This is a genomic window from Bacillus sp. 196mf, assembly GCF_003217275.1.
GTDB classification, from domain to species: Bacteria; Bacillota; Bacilli; order Bacillales; family Bacillaceae_G; genus Bacillus_A; species Bacillus_A thuringiensis_S.
This window is the reverse complement of record NZ_QJTG01000016.1, coordinates 32,603-49,204: the sequence shown is the minus strand read 5'-3', so window position 1 is coordinate 49,204 and position 16,602 is coordinate 32,603. Positions and strand designations below refer to the sequence as shown.

The window sequence follows — 16,602 nt, the reverse complement described above, 5'->3', positions numbered from 1 at the left end:
TCTGGCGGCAATGGTTCCGGCAGTAACGGTTCTGGTGGCAGTGGTGACAATGGTTCCGGTGGTAACGGTTCTGGTGGCAGTGGCTCTCACGGCGGTAATGGCTCTCACGGCGGCAATCGTGTTAAAGGTGATAGCAGTTCTCAAGGGGGTAATGGCTCTCAAGGTGGCAATCGTGTGAAAGGCGATAGCAATTCTCAGAAGGGCAACGGTTCTCAAGGGGATAATGTAAAAGATAATACAAAAAAACAAGGTGATAAATTACCTAATACTGCAACGCATTACCCTATATCTATTTTAATGGGTCTTTCAACATTCCTAATTGGTATGTTACTGTTTATTCGTCGTAAAAACGTAAAATAAGAACAACATCCTTCCATCTAAAGAATACATGAAATACTGTATAAAACCAAAAAGGGCTTTGGATTGCATTTTATTATGCAGCCCAAAGTCCTTTTTATCCCCTATCAAAAGAGTATTAATATGCTTTTCCCCAATACACCATTTGTTTAGCTTCTTTACCACAAAAAATACATTCTTCAGCTAAATGCTCTTGCTCAAAAGGCATACAACGTGAAGATACTCCCACCTCTTCTTTTAGTTTCTCTTCACAAGCCAATTCCCCGCACCACATCGCTTTAATAAAGCCTTGCTTTTCGTCAGCTACTTTTTTCATCTCTTCGAAATTTGTCACAGCATACGTATTCTCATCGCGAAATGCTTTTGCTTTATTAAATAAAGCAATATGAATTTCTTCAAGTAATGCTGGAATACGTTCTTCTAATTGATCCATTGGTACAAACTCTTTTTCCTTCGTATCTCTTCTTACAAGTACAACTTGATTCTTTTCAATATCTTTAGGGCCAACTTCTAATCGAATTGGAATACCCTTCATTTCATACTCATTAAATTTCCAACCAGGCGTTTTATTACTAGCATCTATTTTTACTCGTGCAACCTTTTGAATATGTCCTTGTAACTCTGTTGCTTTTGCTAAAACTCCTTCTTTATGCTGAGCAATTGGTACAATAACAACTTGCACTGGAGCGACTTTTGGTGGCATTACAAGTCCATTATTATCGCTATGAACCATTATTAGCCCGCCTATCATTCTTGTTGATACACCCCAAGATGTTTGGTGCACATATTGCCATTTACCGTTACGATCTAAAAACTTAATATCAAATGCTTCTGAGAAATTCGTCCCAAAGTTATGAGATGTTCCTGTTTGAAGCGCTTTTCCATCATGCATTAAACTTTCAATTGTATAAGTTGCCTTTGCTCCAGCAAACTTCTCTTTTTCTGTTTTTTGTCCTTTAATAACTGGTATCGCTAAATAATCCTCACAGAAAGAAGCATATAAGTTTAAAATATTTAATGTTTCAGCCTGCGATTCTTCTGCCGTTTCATGGATTGTATGACCCTCTTGCCATAAAAATTCAGTCGTACGAAGGAATGGTCTAGTTGTCTTCTCCCAACGAACTACTGAACACCACTGATTATATAACTTTGGCAAATCATTATAGGATTGCACAATTTTTGAAAAGTGCTCACAGAATAAAGTTTCAGATGTAGGACGTACACAAAGTCTTTCCGCTAACTTTTCATCCCCGCCATGTGTAACCCATGCTACTTCAGGAGCAAATCCTTCAACATGATCCTTCTCTTTTTGCAATAAACTCTCTGGGATAAACATTGGCATATATACATTTTCATGGCCAGTTTCTTTTAACTTCTCATCCATCACCTTCTGCATATTCTCCCATAAGGCATAACCATACGGACGTAAAATCATGCACCCTTTTACACTTGAATAATCAACAAGTTCGGCTTTTTTTACAATATCGGTATACCACTGCGCAAAGTCCTCTTCCATCTTCGTAATGGCTTGCACTTGTTCTTTTGCCATAGTCAGTCTTCCTCCTTCTAGAAAATACAAAAAAGCCCGCGTCCCTAAATAGGGACCGAGCTTTGCCGGCGTTACCACCCTGATTCATGCACAAAAATTGCGCATGCTCTCTTTTTGATAACGGGAAATTCCCGCTGCATATGCAGAACTCAAAGGCAGGTTCCATATTGCCTTTTTAAGAATCTTTCAGCCTGGCGGATTCTCTCTCTGCTAAAAAGGTTGAATATGTACTAGTCCTTTTTCATCGTTATAACGAAATAAATTTGTTGATTAGCATAATACAAATTCTTTTTTAAAACAATAGCTAATTTTCTTATTATTATATATTCTTTTCATTTTTTACAGTTTTATACGTAGCTTTTTCGAGAGATTTTTACAAGTTGATGTGCAATCATACCAATAAGTGTACCTAGTAGAACGAAGAAACCAATAAATCCATATCCCATTCCTTCCCACCCACCAATAACCATCATGGTAACAGGAAATGATGCTAAGCAAAGAAGTATTACAATCAGTGCAAATATAATATCAAACTGTTTGTCTGGAAAACGTTTCTTTAGTAAATATGAAATAGCAAATACAAGGAGAATTGTGATGCCACCAATGATGTAAAATATACCGAATCCATCTAACCAGTCCATACTATTCCCTCCGTCCATAGATTCCCTTATACTTATTATATGTTTAATTTTTCTGAAAATAAACAATAAATTTTATTCAGAAACATATTTTTATTACTAGGTATTAATAGTAATATATAAGAATAGGTTTTATATAATTAGGAGGATTACTTTATGGATAAAGCATTAACGAATCGTGTCATTATTTTATCATTCGACTGTTTATCAGCTTTAGATTTTCCTATACTACAAAAACTACCTCATTTCCAATCTCTAATAAAAAAGGGCACGGTTGTCGAAAAAGTAGAACCAATTTATCCTTCTGTAACATATCCAAGCCACTCAACAATCGTAACCGGTAATTACCCTAACAAGCACGGTGTTGTTAGTAATACGTTACTTCAACCAGGACGTGAATCACCTGATTGGCATTGGTACCGAAAATCGATAAAAGGAACAACATTGTATGATGAAGCGCGTAAAGCAAATTTAACGACAGCTGCCCTTCTATGGCCTGTTACTGGGAGAGCAAACATTGATTACAATTTACCAGAAATTTTCCCCAATAGACCTTGGCAAAATCAAGTGTTAGTTTCCTTATTTAGCGGTAGCCCACTATACCAATTAGATTTAAATCTTCGTTTCGGCCATATAAGAAATGGTTTATCACAACCAGAGCTGGATGATTTCGTCCTCGCCTCTGCTGTACACACCATTCAGACGAAAAAGCCTAATGTTATGTTCGTACATTTCACTGATTTAGACACGCAAAGACATTATCATGGCTTTGAATCTAACGAAACAATAGCTGCAATTCATAGACATGATGAGCGGCTCGGGAAAATTATTCAAACTTTAAAAGACAGTGACCTATACGAAGAGAGTACAATTATCGCTCTTGGTGACCATAGCGCTTTAAGTGAAAACAAAGCGATTCAATTAAATGTGCTATTCCAACAAAAAGGCCTCGTATCTATAAATAAAAAAGGGCTATTAGTAGATTGGAAGGCCTATTGTCAAAGTTGCGACGGGTCTGCCTATGTATATGTGAAAGACAAAAATGATACGGATACAATTCGAGAAGTACAACTACTCCTTGAAGAACTGCTGCAAAATAAACAGAATGGAATTGAATTTATACTTCATGATGAAGCTGCGAAAGACTGCGGTGCAGATGGTAATTGTTTATTTATGTTAGAAGCGCAAGAGGGGTATTATTTCACTGAAAACTATACAGGAGATTTTATAAAAGAAATTACTGAAAAAGATGTTACTCCTAGTAAAAAATATACATTTGGTACGCATGGATACTCTCCAACAAAACCTAACTATGAAACAATTTTTATCGCTGCTGGAAAAGGAATAAAAACCGGCGTTACCGTCCCGTATATGAGACTTATTGATGAAGGTCCAACTATCGCTAGACTACTCGGTTTACACTTAGGCGAAACAGACGGATCAATTGTAGAGGATTTACTCCAATTGTAAAGAACTGTGTATATATGTAAAAGTTCTGTAAAAATCATCACTGTTTCTCTTTTTATAATTTTTATTTTTGTACACTGTTAGTAGAACAAATTTAAGGGGGAACACTATATGAAAAAAATGTCCAGACAAGAAAAAAGCTGGATATTATACGATTGGGCGAACTCGGTATATTCGCTCGTCATTACAACTGCATTATTTCCAATTTACTTTAAAGCAGCTGCAAAAGAAGCCGGGCTATCTGGTGCAACTTCAACAGCATATTGGGGATATGCAAACTCGTTCGCTACACTTTTAATTTCTATACTTGCTCCTATTCTCGGCACAGTTGCTGATTATAAAGGATTTAAAAAACGATTTTTCACATTCTTCTTTGGACTTGGTATCGTATTTACAAGTATGTTAGCAGTCGTTCCAACATCTCAGTGGTACTTATTATTAGGATGCTATATGCTCGCCTTAGTTGGTTTTGCTGGAGCCAACATTTTCTATGATGCATTTTTAGTAGATGTCACTTCTGAAGATAGAATGGATCGAATTTCTACAAGAGGTTTCGCTTTAGGCTATATTGGGAGTACTATTCCTTTTATCGGTTGTATCGCTCTTATTATTCTTGCTCAAAAAGGAACTATCCCTTTATCAGTTGGCATTGCTAGTCAAATTTCATTCGCGATAACTGCTCTTTGGTGGGGGTTATTTACAATTCCAATGCTTAAAAACGTAGAGCAAACACACTATATTGAGCGTCATCCAAGACCTATTAAAATGAGCTTCAAACGTCTTGCTGATACTTTTAAAAATATTAAAGAATATAAAACTGTATTTATGTTTCTAATTGCTTACTTTTTCTATATTGACGGAGTCGATACAATTATTACTATGTCTACAGCTTACGGAACCGACCTCGGTATCAGTGCAACGAATCTATTAATCATATTATTTGTAACACAAATTGTCGCTTGTCCATTTGCGTTACTATACGGAAAACTATCTGAAACATTTACTGGTAAAAAAATGTTATATGTCGGTATCATTATTTATATCATTATTTGCACATATGCTTATTTCTTAAAAACGACACTTGATTTTTGGATTTTAGCAATGTTAGTTGCTACATCTCAAGGTGGTATTCAAGCACTAAGTCGTTCATACTTTGCAAAACTAGTACCAAAAGAATCTGCTAATGAATTCTTCGGATTTTATAATATATTTGGGAAGTTTGCCGCAATTATGGGTCCGGTATTAGTCGGTGTTACAACGCAATTAACAGGAAAAACAAACGCTGGTGTTCTTAGTATTATTGTTCTGTTTATTATCGGAGGATTCTTACTAACTAGAGTTCCAGAAAATAATACATCCGTTACACCACCTAGTCCAAAGACTAAAACGCTCTAAAAAAAGATCCTCTTCTCATAAGAAGAGGATCTTTTTTATTTTTAAAGGTGCGCCTTATAATGAACGACTCTACTGCTTGTACAAAAATAATTTATCAACAGTTGTTCCTAATACTTCAGCTAAGCGGAATGCTAACGCTAAACTTGGATCATATTTATTATTCTCAATTGCATTTATCGTTTGTCTAGAAACCTTACATTTATCAGCTAATGCGCCTTGTGAAATATTATTTTCAGTGCGTAATTCATAGATTTGATTTTTCACACCATTGCTCCTAACCTGTAAAATCGTTTTTACAACATCAGTATATAATTGGCTCATATAGTTGTCAAAAGTTCCTCAAAGAAAAAGGGAGCAATATTGCTCCCTTACAATAGTTATTTTGAAGCTAATGAATTTGTTAGTGCCTCTTTATTAGCGATATCTTCTTTCTTTATTTGCATACGTAGAACTGGCCCTATCGCTAATAAAATAAGTGCCATTGCTATACAAAACACAGTAACTAGCGAAGTTAGTTCCTTTAATCCTCCAGCTAATGAAGTTCCAATTAGCATTGCCCCCATAAACAGTGGTAAAATCGTCCCATTTACTCTTCCAACCATATTTTCTGGTACAAGTTGAATCATAAGCGTACCGACAACAATATTAACACAAGCTAAACAAATACCTGTTCCAAATCTCATGAAACTAGTAATCCAAAATGATGTAGATAGCCCTTCTACTAAAAACGAAATCGCTAATATACCCATACCGAATACAAACATCTTTTTCGGATTCACTTTTGAAGCGAAAACTGCAGCAACAATACCACCAAGTAACATACCTATTCCATCAGCTGCCGCTAAATATTGAACAGCTTCTTTTTCCATGCCTAAACGTTCAATTACAAGGAATACTTCTAATGGATTCGTTAATCCAACAGCTAAACCCATAATTGTAAAAGTAATCGTAATCATACGTAAATTTTTCGTATGAAGAACATACTTCCAACCTTCTTTTATATCATTTTTTAATGAATCTCTCGCCACTTGCTCTTTTTCAACCCATTTTGGTAAAAATGAAAGGGCGATAGCAGATAACAAAAATAAAATGATTAAGCTATATAGTGACGTAAATAAACCAAGTTGTGTATACACAAGCGATCCTACCACTGGCCCAAAAATTAGAAATAATGACTGTAATGTTTGGTTAAATGCAATCGCATTTGCTACCTGTTCTTCTTTTACATAGCGCTTAAATATACGCGAAGATGAGGGCTGAGAAAACTGACCTACAATCGCGGAAATGAGTGTTGCAAAAAATATAGCCTGCCAATAATCCAGCTTTAACAACAGGACAATTCCTATAATAGACAGTACACTCAACACATCTCCAGCGACCATTGTTCTTTTCGGATTCCAACGATCTGCTAATGCACCACCAATGAACGAGAAAATAAAGATAGGTGCATACTCCATGACAGATAATAGAGACACTGAAACTGGATCATTATTTGTCCGCTCCATTATGAAATATAAAAGAGCCATATTTCTGATCCAAATTGCAAATTGTTGTAAAATATCAGATGCCATAACGAGCATAAATGCTCGGTTTTTAAATAAAGCTTTCACTTTCATTCCCCTTCCATAAACCGACCGTTCGGTCTAATTTGTTTTGTAAGAAAAGCAACTGACTTATTATTCAGCTGCCATTCCTTTTAACAATACATCTATTGCCTTTTTATAAATACGTTTCAGCTCTTTATAATCTAACTCGTAGTAAAGTACTCCAAGCCCTGATAATAATCCGTTCACAATATACATAAGATCACGAGCATTATCTTCACGGAACTCTCCAGACTGTATACCTGCTTCAATTAATTTCTCAAACATAACATATGATTCTCTAGTTAAAGCTAACAGTTCATCCAGAATCTCTTTACTTACAACTTGGCTCATAGAGAATTCCTCTATTGCATTTGAAATTGGTTGCTGTATGTCCTCTACATGATATTCCGCGAGACCATATAGTTTTTCAGTACTAGTACTATACAACTTCTCTTTTTCATTCCATTTTTCAACCCAATCATACGTATGCTGTTTCACTACAAATAAAAATAATTCTTCTTTACTTTTAAAGTGATAATAAATGCTTCCTTTACTTCGCTCTGTAATTTCACAAATCTCTTCCATAGATGTAGCTGCATAGCCCTTCTGTGAAAATAGACTTTCTGCTTTATATGCAATTTCTTTCTTTATCTCTTCTGCGCTTCTTCTCATATTCACACCTCTTTAAACCGACCGTTCAGTCTAATAATAACAAATCAAAAACCTCTATCGCAAGAGGATATATTCCTTATTTAAGAAAACGTACTTTCAAACCAAGTTCGAATCATATGTATCGTTCCAAATTTAAATGCTAATTTAACAAGAAATACGCCTCCCGCAGCTAATAAAAATAACACTACTTTCCCCTTATTTTTCACTTTCGGTTCCCTTTTCATTTCCATTCCCCTTAGTATATTAAAAATATTAATCAAACGTTTGTTTAACTGTGTTTATGCAATATGTAAGCCAACTAATCAAACGTTTGTTTAAAAAGAAATACGCCTATATAAGGCGCATTTTCATCAATCACCACCGCCACCGCAGCTTCCTCCGCTATCTCCGCCAAAAGACCCTCCACAATCATGTGAGCCACCATCATGCGAGCTATCATTATCAGATCCAGCAAAGAAAAATAATGGTGATGAGCTGTTAGATGAATTATGAATGTTATTTTGTTTTGTAAGATTTACCTTCTTTTTGTTCGATCGAACTGCTGTTACGATTATTCCAACTACAACAAATAATAGTATGACAATAATAAATTCCATATAAAAGCCTCCCTTATTCCTCGAATAATTGAATGGTTCTCTCTAGATTTTCAATTGAAATGAAGCGCGATTCCCGAAGGATCTCTTTTCCATTATAAAATAATAAAATTGTCGGTCCTGTAAATACGGCATATCGCCCCGCAATCTCTTGCATGTCTTGTAGTAATATCTCTATTTTCTCTAAGTAATCATAATTCTCTAATACGCAATTTACTTTTCTTAGCATAACATCACAAACACCACAATTTTCCGTTTTAATAAACAGAAGTACCAATTGTTGTTCTTCGATATAGGTCGCTAATTCTTCTATCGTTTTAAATGTAGTCATCTTATCCCTCTTAGCGTAGTTTACGAAATACTTTGTCTTGATACATACGAAAAGCTGAACTATCTTTAATCTTTCTCTTTTCCATTACCTGCTGAAAACGAAGCGTTTTTACTGTTAACTCTTCTCTTAATTTCTTTCTCTCTTCTTCATCATAACAGCAAGCAATTAGATCCTCTATTTTTAATATATCTTTTTGTAGTTCCATCTCTGGTGGAATCATTCCCGCATTTTTTAAAATTTTATAACTCATTCTAAGTTCTGGAGGTACCATTTAAAGATCTTCTAATTGTAGTGGTTTTCCTTTTCCCGGAAGATAATCAAGATCACCATTCCGTATCGCTTGTCGAATTTTTTCTTCAGCAATGTTCAAAAACACATCCACACCGTTCCCTCCTTTACATATTTTTACTATTATTTTACATGATATTTCCTTATCTTTCTACGTCTTTAATAATTGGCTCCATACAATTTTTTCTCAAATTTATTTATAATGAGCTATTTCCTCCCATACCGACCTTTCGTTTTCATATATAGTTTGTATTCAAGCCTTTTTGTATTGAGAAAGTCTTTTACAACTGAATAAAGCGTTTACACTAAATCTTACATTTGTTACGATTTAATCACCCCCAGCTCCCTTGTATAGACTTCGTGATGTCTGATCATTTTATCTAGACGTTTCATACGTCTAGATTCATTTTGATTTATTGGCGTATGCCTTTAAATATATCTTTTATTTTGAAAGGAGAAATGGCTATGAGGTCTCAAAAATTCACACTGCTATTACTATCTTTACTACTTTTCTTACCTCTTTTTCTCACAAATTTTATTACTCCAAATCTCGCATTAGCAGATTCACCAAAGCAAAGTCAAAAAATTGTTGGGTACTTTCCTTCGTGGGGCGTTTACGGACGTAATTATCAAGTTGCTGACATTGATGCATCAAAACTTACTCACCTTAACTATGCTTTCGCGGATATTTGTTGGAATGGAAAACATGGAAATCCTTCTACCCATCCTGATAATCCAAATAAACAAACGTGGAACTGTAAAGAATCTGGTGTACCATTGCAAAATAAAGAGGTTCCTAATGGTACTCTCGTACTCGGTGAACCATGGGCTGATGTTACCAAATCGTATCCTGGCTCAGGTACAACTTGGGAAGATTGTGATAAATATGCCCGTTGCGGAAATTTCGGAGAACTAAAACGATTAAAAGCTAAATATCCTCACTTAAAAACAATTATTTCCGTTGGTGGCTGGACTTGGTCTAACCGCTTTTCTGATATGGCCGCTGATGAAAAAACAAGAAAAGTATTTGCTGAATCTACAGTAGCTTTTCTTCGCGCATATGGGTTTGATGGCGTAGATTTAGACTGGGAATATCCGGGCGTTGAAACGATTCCTGGTGGTAGTTATCGTCCTGAAGATAAACAAAATTTCACTCTCCTTCTTCAAGACGTCCGAAATGCTTTGAATAAAGCAGGTGCTGAAGATGGCAAACAATATTTACTAACAATCGCGTCAGGTGCAAGCCAACGCTACGCTGATCATACAGAGCTAAAGAAAATTTCTCAAATACTCGATTGGATTAATATTATGACATACGATTTCCACGGTGGATGGGAAGCTACTTCTAATCATAATGCAGCTCTATACAAGGATCCAAATGACCCAGCAGCAAATACGAATTTTTACGTAGATGGTGCTATAAATGTTTATACAAATGAAGGTGTTCCAGTGGATAAACTAGTATTAGGCGTACCTTTTTACGGACGTGGCTGGAAAAGTTGTGGAAAAGAAAATAACGGACAATATCAACCTTGCAAACCAGGTAGTGATGGGAAACTTGCTTCTAAAGGTACTTGGGATGATTATTCTACCGGTGACACAGGTGTGTATGATTACGGTGATTTAGCAGCCAATTACGTTAATAAAAATGGTTTTGTACGCTACTGGAATGACACAGCTAAAGTACCTTACTTATATAATGCGACTACAGGCACATTTATTAGCTACGATGACAATGAATCTATGAAATATAAAACAGACTATATAAAGACGAAGGGTTTAAGTGGAGCAATGTTTTGGGAACTAAGCGGGGATTGCCGTACAAGTCCAAAATATAGTTGTAGTGGTCCAAAATTACTTGATACGCTAGTAAAAGAATTACTTGGTGGACCTATTAGTCAAAAAGATACTGAGCCACCAACAAATGTTAAAAATATTGTAGTTACGAATAAAAATTCAAGCTCAGTTCAATTAAGTTGGACTGCATCCACTGATAACGTAGGCGTTACTGAATACGAAATTACTGCCGGAGAAGAAAAATGGAGTGCAACAACAAATAGCATTACAATTAAAAACTTAAAACCTAATACGGAATACACATTTTCAGTAATTGCCAAAGATGCTGCTGGAAATAAATCACAACCTACCGCTCTTACTGTCAAAACGGATGAAGCTAATACGACACCTCCTGATGGAAATGGCACTGCTACATTTTCAGTCACTTCGAATTGGGGCAGCGGTTATAACTTCTCGATTATAATCAAAAATAATGGAACGACTCCTATTAAAAATTGGAAATTAGAATTTGATTATAGCGGCAATTTAACACAAGTTTGGGATTCTAAAATTAGTAGTAAAACAAATAATCATTATGTAATTACGAACGCAGGATGGAATGGCGAAATTCCTCCTGGTGGATCTATTACAATTGGTGGTGCAGGAACGGGTAATCCTGCCGAACTTTTAAATGCCGTCATTAGCGAAAACTAGACGTAATATCCATTAATTATTTCACTAAAGTTTGAATTTAGGTTCGAGCAAGACTTCCTAAATTCAAACTTTTAATTTTATGAAAAATCAAAAATATCACAATAACCTATTATGATTATATTTAGTTTCTAATATGAAGTTTATATGAAGTTCATTTGAATTTTACATGAATTTCCTTTAATTTCTATTGTCTTCCTATAATATCCACATTATCCTTTACATATAGGAATTATTTTCATTCCGTTTTGAACTATCTATATATATATAAAGAAAGATAGTCACCTGTTAGGGAAAGGCTTTCGTATTATTATAAATATAACAAAAGAAAAAGCACGCTTATAAGCGCACCATAAGAGTGCTTCTTCATACAATTCTCATGTAAGAGTTCTCGAAAATCATGTTAATCACAAAGAAAAGGCATTAGCTCATAAAAGCTAATGCCTTTTCTTTATTCATATTGTTCAGCATTCCAATCTTCTATATTCCATACTTTTGTTATCCACGATTCATAGAAAGAAGGTTCATGTGAGACAATTAAAATCGTTCCTTTGTATTGTTGTAACGCTTCCTGTAAAGCCATCTTAGTTTCTACATCCAAATGATTAGTCGGTTCGTCTAAAATTAAAACATTGCTTTTCGTTACGATAAGTTCACATAAACGCACTTTCGTTTGCTCTCCACCGCTTAATAAACGAATAGGTTTTAATACGTGTTCTTCTTTTAATCCACACTTCGCTAATGCTTGGCGCGCTTCTTTCTTTGTCATATCTGGTCGTTGTGCCCAAACTTTCTCTAACGGTGTTATTTCTGAAGCAAACTCTTCCTGTGCAAAATAAGCAGGATTTACTCGGTCCCCAACAAAAATCGAACCGCTTAGCGGCTTTATTTGACCTAATAACGTTTTTAATATTGTCGTTTTTCCAATACCATTCTGACCAACAATAGCTATCTTTTCTCCTTTTTTCACTTGTAAATTCAAGTCTGGAAATAACGGCTCACTATAACCCACTCTTAGTTTCTCAGCCTGTAATATACGACTTACTGGTTCATTATAAACAGTAAAAGCAAAACAGGACTGAGGTACATTATTTACCTTTTCAACCCTTCGCATTTTCTCCAATACTTTCTCTCGACTTTTTGCCTGTTTTGCTTTTCGAATTTTATTTTTTTGAATAAATGTTTCTAACTGAGCAATTTCTTTTTGTTGTTTCACATACGCCGATTGTAATTGTTTCCTTTGCACTTGATAACTTTGTAAAAACTTTTCATAATCCCCTACATATCGCTTAACTTTTCGTTCTTCTAGATGGTAAATGACATTCGTAATATTGTTCAAAAACACTTCGTCATGCGAAATGATAATATAAGCTTTTTCATACAACTTCAAGTACGATTGCAACCATTCTATATGTGCTGTATCTAAATAGTTCGTTGGTTCATCTAGCAATAAAACATCAGCTTTTTCTAGAAGAAGCTTTCCTAGTAATAACTTTGTCCGCTGTCCTCCACTTAACTTTGAAACATCCTTTTCCAATCCTATTTCAAACAGCCCTAAACCAATTGCTACTTCTTCAATTTCTGTATGAATTTGATAGAAATTAGAGTTTTCCAATATAGTTTGTAACTCTCCATACCTTACTAACAATTTTTCTACTTCTACTGCCTCAGTCATCTCTTTTGCAATTTTTAACATTTCGTATTCAATTGCATACAAGTTAGAAAATGCACTTTGCAAGTATCCTTCAATTGTTATCCCTTCTTGTAAATCTATATGCTGCTGCAAAAATCCAACCTTCACATGTGGAAACCATTCAATGTTCCCATCATCATGTATAAGTTCTCCTGTTAAAATTCTTAGCAGTGTTGATTTTCCAATCCCATTTTTCCCTACTAACCCAACATGCTCCCCCTTTAATAATCGAAAGCACGCATTATATAAGATGGTTTTCTCACCATACGAATGACTTAAATTTTCTACTGTTAATATACTCATTTTTTTCTCTCCTTTACTTATCGTCCATAAGCTAAATAGAGAGACCAACAGTATGAAGCCTTATTTAATTATGCATATAAAAATGGGTAAGGTGAATACACCTTACCCATTACATATTATCGTAAAAAAGGATTAAGGTTCTTTACCTGCTGTCTTCAATTTAGCTTAATCTTAAAAAATGGGCAGACTTCTCCCATATCAAGCTAAAACCATTTGAAGAACAGTTGATAAAGTCATTTTATCCTTTCACTCCTTTAACATTTGTTATATTAAGAGTATAAACTACTCTGTTATATTCTATTCTCTATTTTCCCTTTTGTTCCTTCTCCATCTTTTCATATTCTAAAAAAAGCCTCTTAACAGTAATTATACTAAAAACTGTTAAAAGGCTTTTTCTATTTTTTCATATAAGGAGCTAACACACTTAAAATCTCTTCTTTATCCTTTTTTAATTCGAGTGATGTTAACATATCCATCGTTCTCGGTCTAGGTAATTTCACTTGTACCTCGCCAACAATTGACGCTGGTCTTTGAGATAAAATAAATACGCGATCTGAAAGCAAGATTGCCTCATCTAAGTCATGTGTCACCATAACGATTGTTTGCTTCTCTTGATGCCAAGAGTTTAAAAGCCAGCTATGTACTTCCATTTTTGTAAATGCATCTAACTTTCCAAAAGGCTCATCAAGCAGCATAATTGGCTTTTCACATAAATATGTGCGCAGAAAACTAATTCTTTGACGCATACCACCAGACAATTCATCTGGATAATGGTCTGCATATTCATCTAGTTCGAACTGCTTTAATGCTTCCATTCCTTCTGTCAGCCTTTGTTTTTTCGGCTTTCCTTCAATTTCTAACGGAAGAACGATATTTTGCAAAGCTGATCGCCACGGTAGTAATAAATCTTGTTGTGGCATATAACTAACAACATCTTGCTCTTGTACTTGCTTATCTTTATACATTACGTTCCCGCTTGTTGGTTTTTCAACATTTGCAATCATGTTTAATAATGTGCTTTTCCCACAACCACTCGGTCCTACAAAAGAAACAAACTCTCCCTCTTGTATAGAGGCACTAATATTCTCTAATACATTCTTTCCGTCGAAAGATTTCACTATATTTTTTATTTGTAATCCGCTCATTTTTCACTTGGAAGGAATTCATTTGTAAAAGCATCTTTTACATCGATTTTCTTTTTAATAACTTTGTTGTCATATAAGAAATTCATGTAATTCGTCCAAATTTCTTCCTTCTGTACTCCCCATGCTTTCGCATCATCTTGATACTTCGTACTTAACCATTTCTGGCTTTCTTGAACTAAATCTTTATTTACATCTGGAACAGCTTTAATTAGAATATCAGCAGCTTCTTTCGGTTCCTTAATTGCAAAATTATAACCTTCTGTTGTTGCACTCATAAACTTTTTCACAAAGTCTTTATCTTGCTTCGTATGTTTTTCACTCGTAATAATAACAGGACTATAGAAATCAAGCGCTGGATCTAAGTCTTTCACCATAATCGTATTTAACTCTTTTCCTTGGCGCTTCGCTTCAATACCATCCCAACCGTAATAAATCCATTCGAAATCTGCATCACGGCCGATTGATTTAAAGAAATCTGTTTGTCCTAAGATGATTTTTTCAACTTTATTAAAATCAGCTTGATGCTTATCCATAATCGTCTTTAATGTCGCTTCTTCCGCTGGTCCTCCCCAGCCGCCATAACGTTTACTTTCAAAATCTTTCGGTGACGTCATATTATCTTTCTTAAGCGATGCAAACGCTGAAGTGTTATGCTGAATAATCGCTCCTACAGATACAACAGGAATTCCTTCCACACGAGCTAATGTTACATTTTCTTGTGCGCTTATTGCGAAGTCTGCTTTTCCTGATGCTATCATTTGCTCTGCTGTTACATTGTCACCTGGTTGAATAATTTCTACATCTAATCCTTGCTTTTTGTAATAATCTTTCGTTTGCGCTACATACAAGCCAGTATGATTCGTATTTGGAAACCAATCTAATACTACTTTTACTTTTTGATCTTTACTTGCACTTTCTTCTTTCTTCGCCGGATTACATCCAGCCACACCTACCGCTACTAAGGCAGCTAACATAACTTTCAAACCTTTTTTCATTTTCTGCCGTCCTTTCTATATATCCATGGTGCTGTTATTCTTGCCATAAACTCTACGATAAAATACAGGCATAATGTCACTATAACGATGATTGCTGCAACACCAAATACTCGGGCAGTCAAAAAGGATTTTGTAGCCCTCGTAAGCATAACGCCTAATCCTTCACTTGCACCGAGCCATTCTCCGATAATTGCCCCCATTACGCTATATGTAACTGCAATTTTTAAACCGGAGAAAAAGTATGGAAGCACTGCTGGAAATTTTACTTTCTGGTAAACTTGCCATTTTGTCGCCTTCATTGTTTGTAACAGCTTCAACATGTTTTTATCTACTGTTTGAAAACCTTCTAAAATACTAAGCGCAATTGGGAAGAAACAAACGAGTATTACGACCATTACTTTCGGCAACATCCCATATCCAAACCAAATAATAAATAGCGGTGCAAGTACAACAATTGGAATTGTTTGCGAAATAACGAGCAATGGATTTATTAAAATACGAAATAACGGTATAACGTCCATAATAATTGCGATGCTCGTCCCCAATAAAATTGCAAAGAATAGTCCAATTATAACTTCCTGCAGTGTTTGCATCGTATTTGGTAATAGTAAATCTTTCATCCCAATTAATTCTTGAACAATGGCAGAAGGCTTTGGTAAAATCCACGGTTCGATTTTAAATAATGAAACAGATCCTTCCCATATCGCAATGAGAAGGATAAGCCAAATAGTTGTAATAAGTTTAGATTGCTTCTGGTTTTGCATATTCATCACGGTACTTCCAAACCTTTTCATCTATCGTTACACCAGTGCTTGGACGATAATGGATTTTAATAGAAGTAATCACTTCTTCTGCTCCAGCATCGACGCAAGCTTGTTGCGCACGTTTAACGACATCAAGAAGTACATCTAATTCTCCTTCCAAAGTTGTTTCCATTGCCCCTACTTCATAACGAACTCCCGATTGTTGCACAACTTCAATTGCTTTATCGACAACAGAATATACATCTTTCGTTTTCGCTTGTGGTACTACTGAAAATGACATTGTAACTTGTTGTGACATAATAAAATCCCCCTTATAAAATTAGATTTCAAAAATAAGAA

The 16,602-nt window shown here is 35.2% G+C and carries 17 protein-coding genes, 1 pseudogene and 1 other annotated feature; of the genes and pseudogenes, 4 read left to right on the top strand and 14 right to left on the bottom strand.

Annotated features, from left to right (window positions below):
• The coding region (locus ATL10_RS20310; protein WP_142669983.1) for an LPXTG cell wall anchor domain-containing protein at positions 1–360 on the top strand (360 nt) is incomplete at its 5' end.
• Between the two features lie 115 nt (positions 361–475).
• On the opposite strand, the gene proS is transcribed toward ATL10_RS20310, so the two are convergent.
• Complete coding sequence (gene proS / locus ATL10_RS20305) at positions 476–1,906, bottom strand: proline--tRNA ligase (RefSeq protein ID WP_110497392.1); 1,431 nt, start codon at positions 1,904–1,906, stop codon at positions 476–478.
• Between the two features lie 47 nt (positions 1,907–1,953).
• Positions 1,954–2,160: a binding site (T-box leader), on the bottom strand.
• 93 nt (positions 2,161–2,253) lie between these two features.
• Positions 2,254–2,547 carry a YesK-like family protein gene (locus ATL10_RS20300; RefSeq protein WP_000383860.1) on the bottom strand — a complete coding sequence of 98 codons (294 nt, stop codon included), beginning with the start codon at positions 2,545–2,547 and terminating at the stop codon, positions 2,254–2,256.
• 153 nt (positions 2,548–2,700) lie between these two features.
• Between ATL10_RS20300 and ATL10_RS20295 the strand changes: the two genes are divergently transcribed.
• A complete protein-coding gene (locus ATL10_RS20295) occupies positions 2,701–4,014 on the top strand; it encodes an alkaline phosphatase family protein (protein ID WP_090978238.1) in 1,314 nt (437 codons plus the stop codon).
• Between the two features lie 108 nt (positions 4,015–4,122).
• Positions 4,123–5,406 carry an MFS transporter gene (locus ATL10_RS20290; protein WP_000738820.1) on the top strand — a complete coding sequence of 428 codons (1,284 nt, stop codon included), beginning with the start codon at positions 4,123–4,125 and terminating at the stop codon, positions 5,404–5,406.
• A 69-nt stretch (positions 5,407–5,475) separates the two neighbouring features.
• On the opposite strand, the gene ATL10_RS20285 is transcribed toward ATL10_RS20290, so the two are convergent.
• The 7 genes and pseudogenes from ATL10_RS20285 to ATL10_RS20255 form a co-directional block, all read right to left on the bottom strand.
• On the bottom strand, positions 5,476–5,727 hold the full coding sequence (locus tag ATL10_RS20285; RefSeq protein WP_002023181.1) for a helix-turn-helix transcriptional regulator: 252 nt from the start codon (positions 5,725–5,727) through the stop codon (positions 5,476–5,478).
• 56 nt (positions 5,728–5,783) lie between these two features.
• Positions 5,784–7,016, bottom strand: a complete 1,233-nt coding sequence (locus tag ATL10_RS20280) for an MFS transporter (protein WP_000645358.1) — start codon at positions 7,014–7,016, stop codon at positions 5,784–5,786.
• Positions 7,017–7,082: 66 nt separating this feature from the next.
• Positions 7,083–7,664: a TetR/AcrR family transcriptional regulator gene (locus ATL10_RS20275; RefSeq protein WP_001254447.1), complete on the bottom strand. Its 582-nt coding sequence runs from the start codon at positions 7,662–7,664 to the stop codon at positions 7,083–7,085.
• A gap of 80 nt (positions 7,665–7,744) precedes the next feature.
• Positions 7,745–7,888: a hypothetical protein gene (locus tag ATL10_RS20270; RefSeq protein ID WP_000817981.1), complete on the bottom strand. Its 144-nt coding sequence runs from the start codon at positions 7,886–7,888 to the stop codon at positions 7,745–7,747.
• A 126-nt stretch (positions 7,889–8,014) separates the two neighbouring features.
• Positions 8,015–8,260, bottom strand: coding sequence for a hypothetical protein (locus tag ATL10_RS20265; protein WP_000394364.1), 246 nt, complete (start codon positions 8,258–8,260; stop codon positions 8,015–8,017).
• Positions 8,261–8,273: 13 nt separating this feature from the next.
• Complete coding sequence (locus tag ATL10_RS20260; protein WP_071714727.1) at positions 8,274–8,588, bottom strand: thioredoxin family protein; 315 nt, start codon at positions 8,586–8,588, stop codon at positions 8,274–8,276.
• A gap of 10 nt (positions 8,589–8,598) precedes the next feature.
• Positions 8,599–8,970 (bottom strand): annotated as a pseudogene (locus ATL10_RS20255) (DnaJ family domain-containing protein).
• A gap of 371 nt (positions 8,971–9,341) precedes the next feature.
• Here ATL10_RS20255 and ATL10_RS20245 point away from each other — a divergent pair.
• Entirely contained in the window at positions 9,342–11,366 is a 2,025-nt protein-coding gene (locus tag ATL10_RS20245) for a glycosyl hydrolase family 18 protein (protein WP_071714726.1), read from the top strand.
• A gap of 448 nt (positions 11,367–11,814) precedes the next feature.
• Here ATL10_RS20245 and ATL10_RS20240 read toward each other — a convergent pair whose 3' ends face one another.
• From ATL10_RS20240 to ATL10_RS20220, 5 genes are all read right to left on the bottom strand, one after another.
• Entirely contained in the window at positions 11,815–13,359 is a 1,545-nt protein-coding gene (locus ATL10_RS20240) for an ABC-F family ATP-binding cassette domain-containing protein (RefSeq protein WP_064532160.1), read from the bottom strand.
• A gap of 395 nt (positions 13,360–13,754) precedes the next feature.
• Positions 13,755–14,504, bottom strand: coding sequence for an ABC transporter ATP-binding protein (locus tag ATL10_RS20235; protein WP_000016079.1), 750 nt, complete (start codon positions 14,502–14,504; stop codon positions 13,755–13,757).
• Positions 14,501–15,499 (bottom strand): ABC transporter substrate-binding protein, encoded by a 999-nt coding sequence (locus ATL10_RS20230; protein WP_090978234.1) that lies wholly within the window; start codon positions 15,497–15,499, stop codon positions 14,501–14,503. The genes ATL10_RS20235 and ATL10_RS20230 overlap by 4 nt, the downstream gene beginning before the upstream one ends.
• Positions 15,496–16,269: an ABC transporter permease gene (locus ATL10_RS20225; RefSeq protein ID WP_001057164.1), complete on the bottom strand. Its 774-nt coding sequence runs from the start codon at positions 16,267–16,269 to the stop codon at positions 15,496–15,498. The genes ATL10_RS20230 and ATL10_RS20225 overlap by 4 nt, the downstream gene beginning before the upstream one ends.
• The gene (locus tag ATL10_RS20220) at positions 16,241–16,561 is read right to left on the bottom strand and encodes an MTH1187 family thiamine-binding protein (protein ID WP_000082906.1); all 321 of its coding nucleotides are present in this window, start codon (positions 16,559–16,561) and stop codon (positions 16,241–16,243) included. The genes ATL10_RS20225 and ATL10_RS20220 overlap by 29 nt, the downstream gene beginning before the upstream one ends.
• Positions 16,562–16,602: the final 41 nt, after the last annotated feature.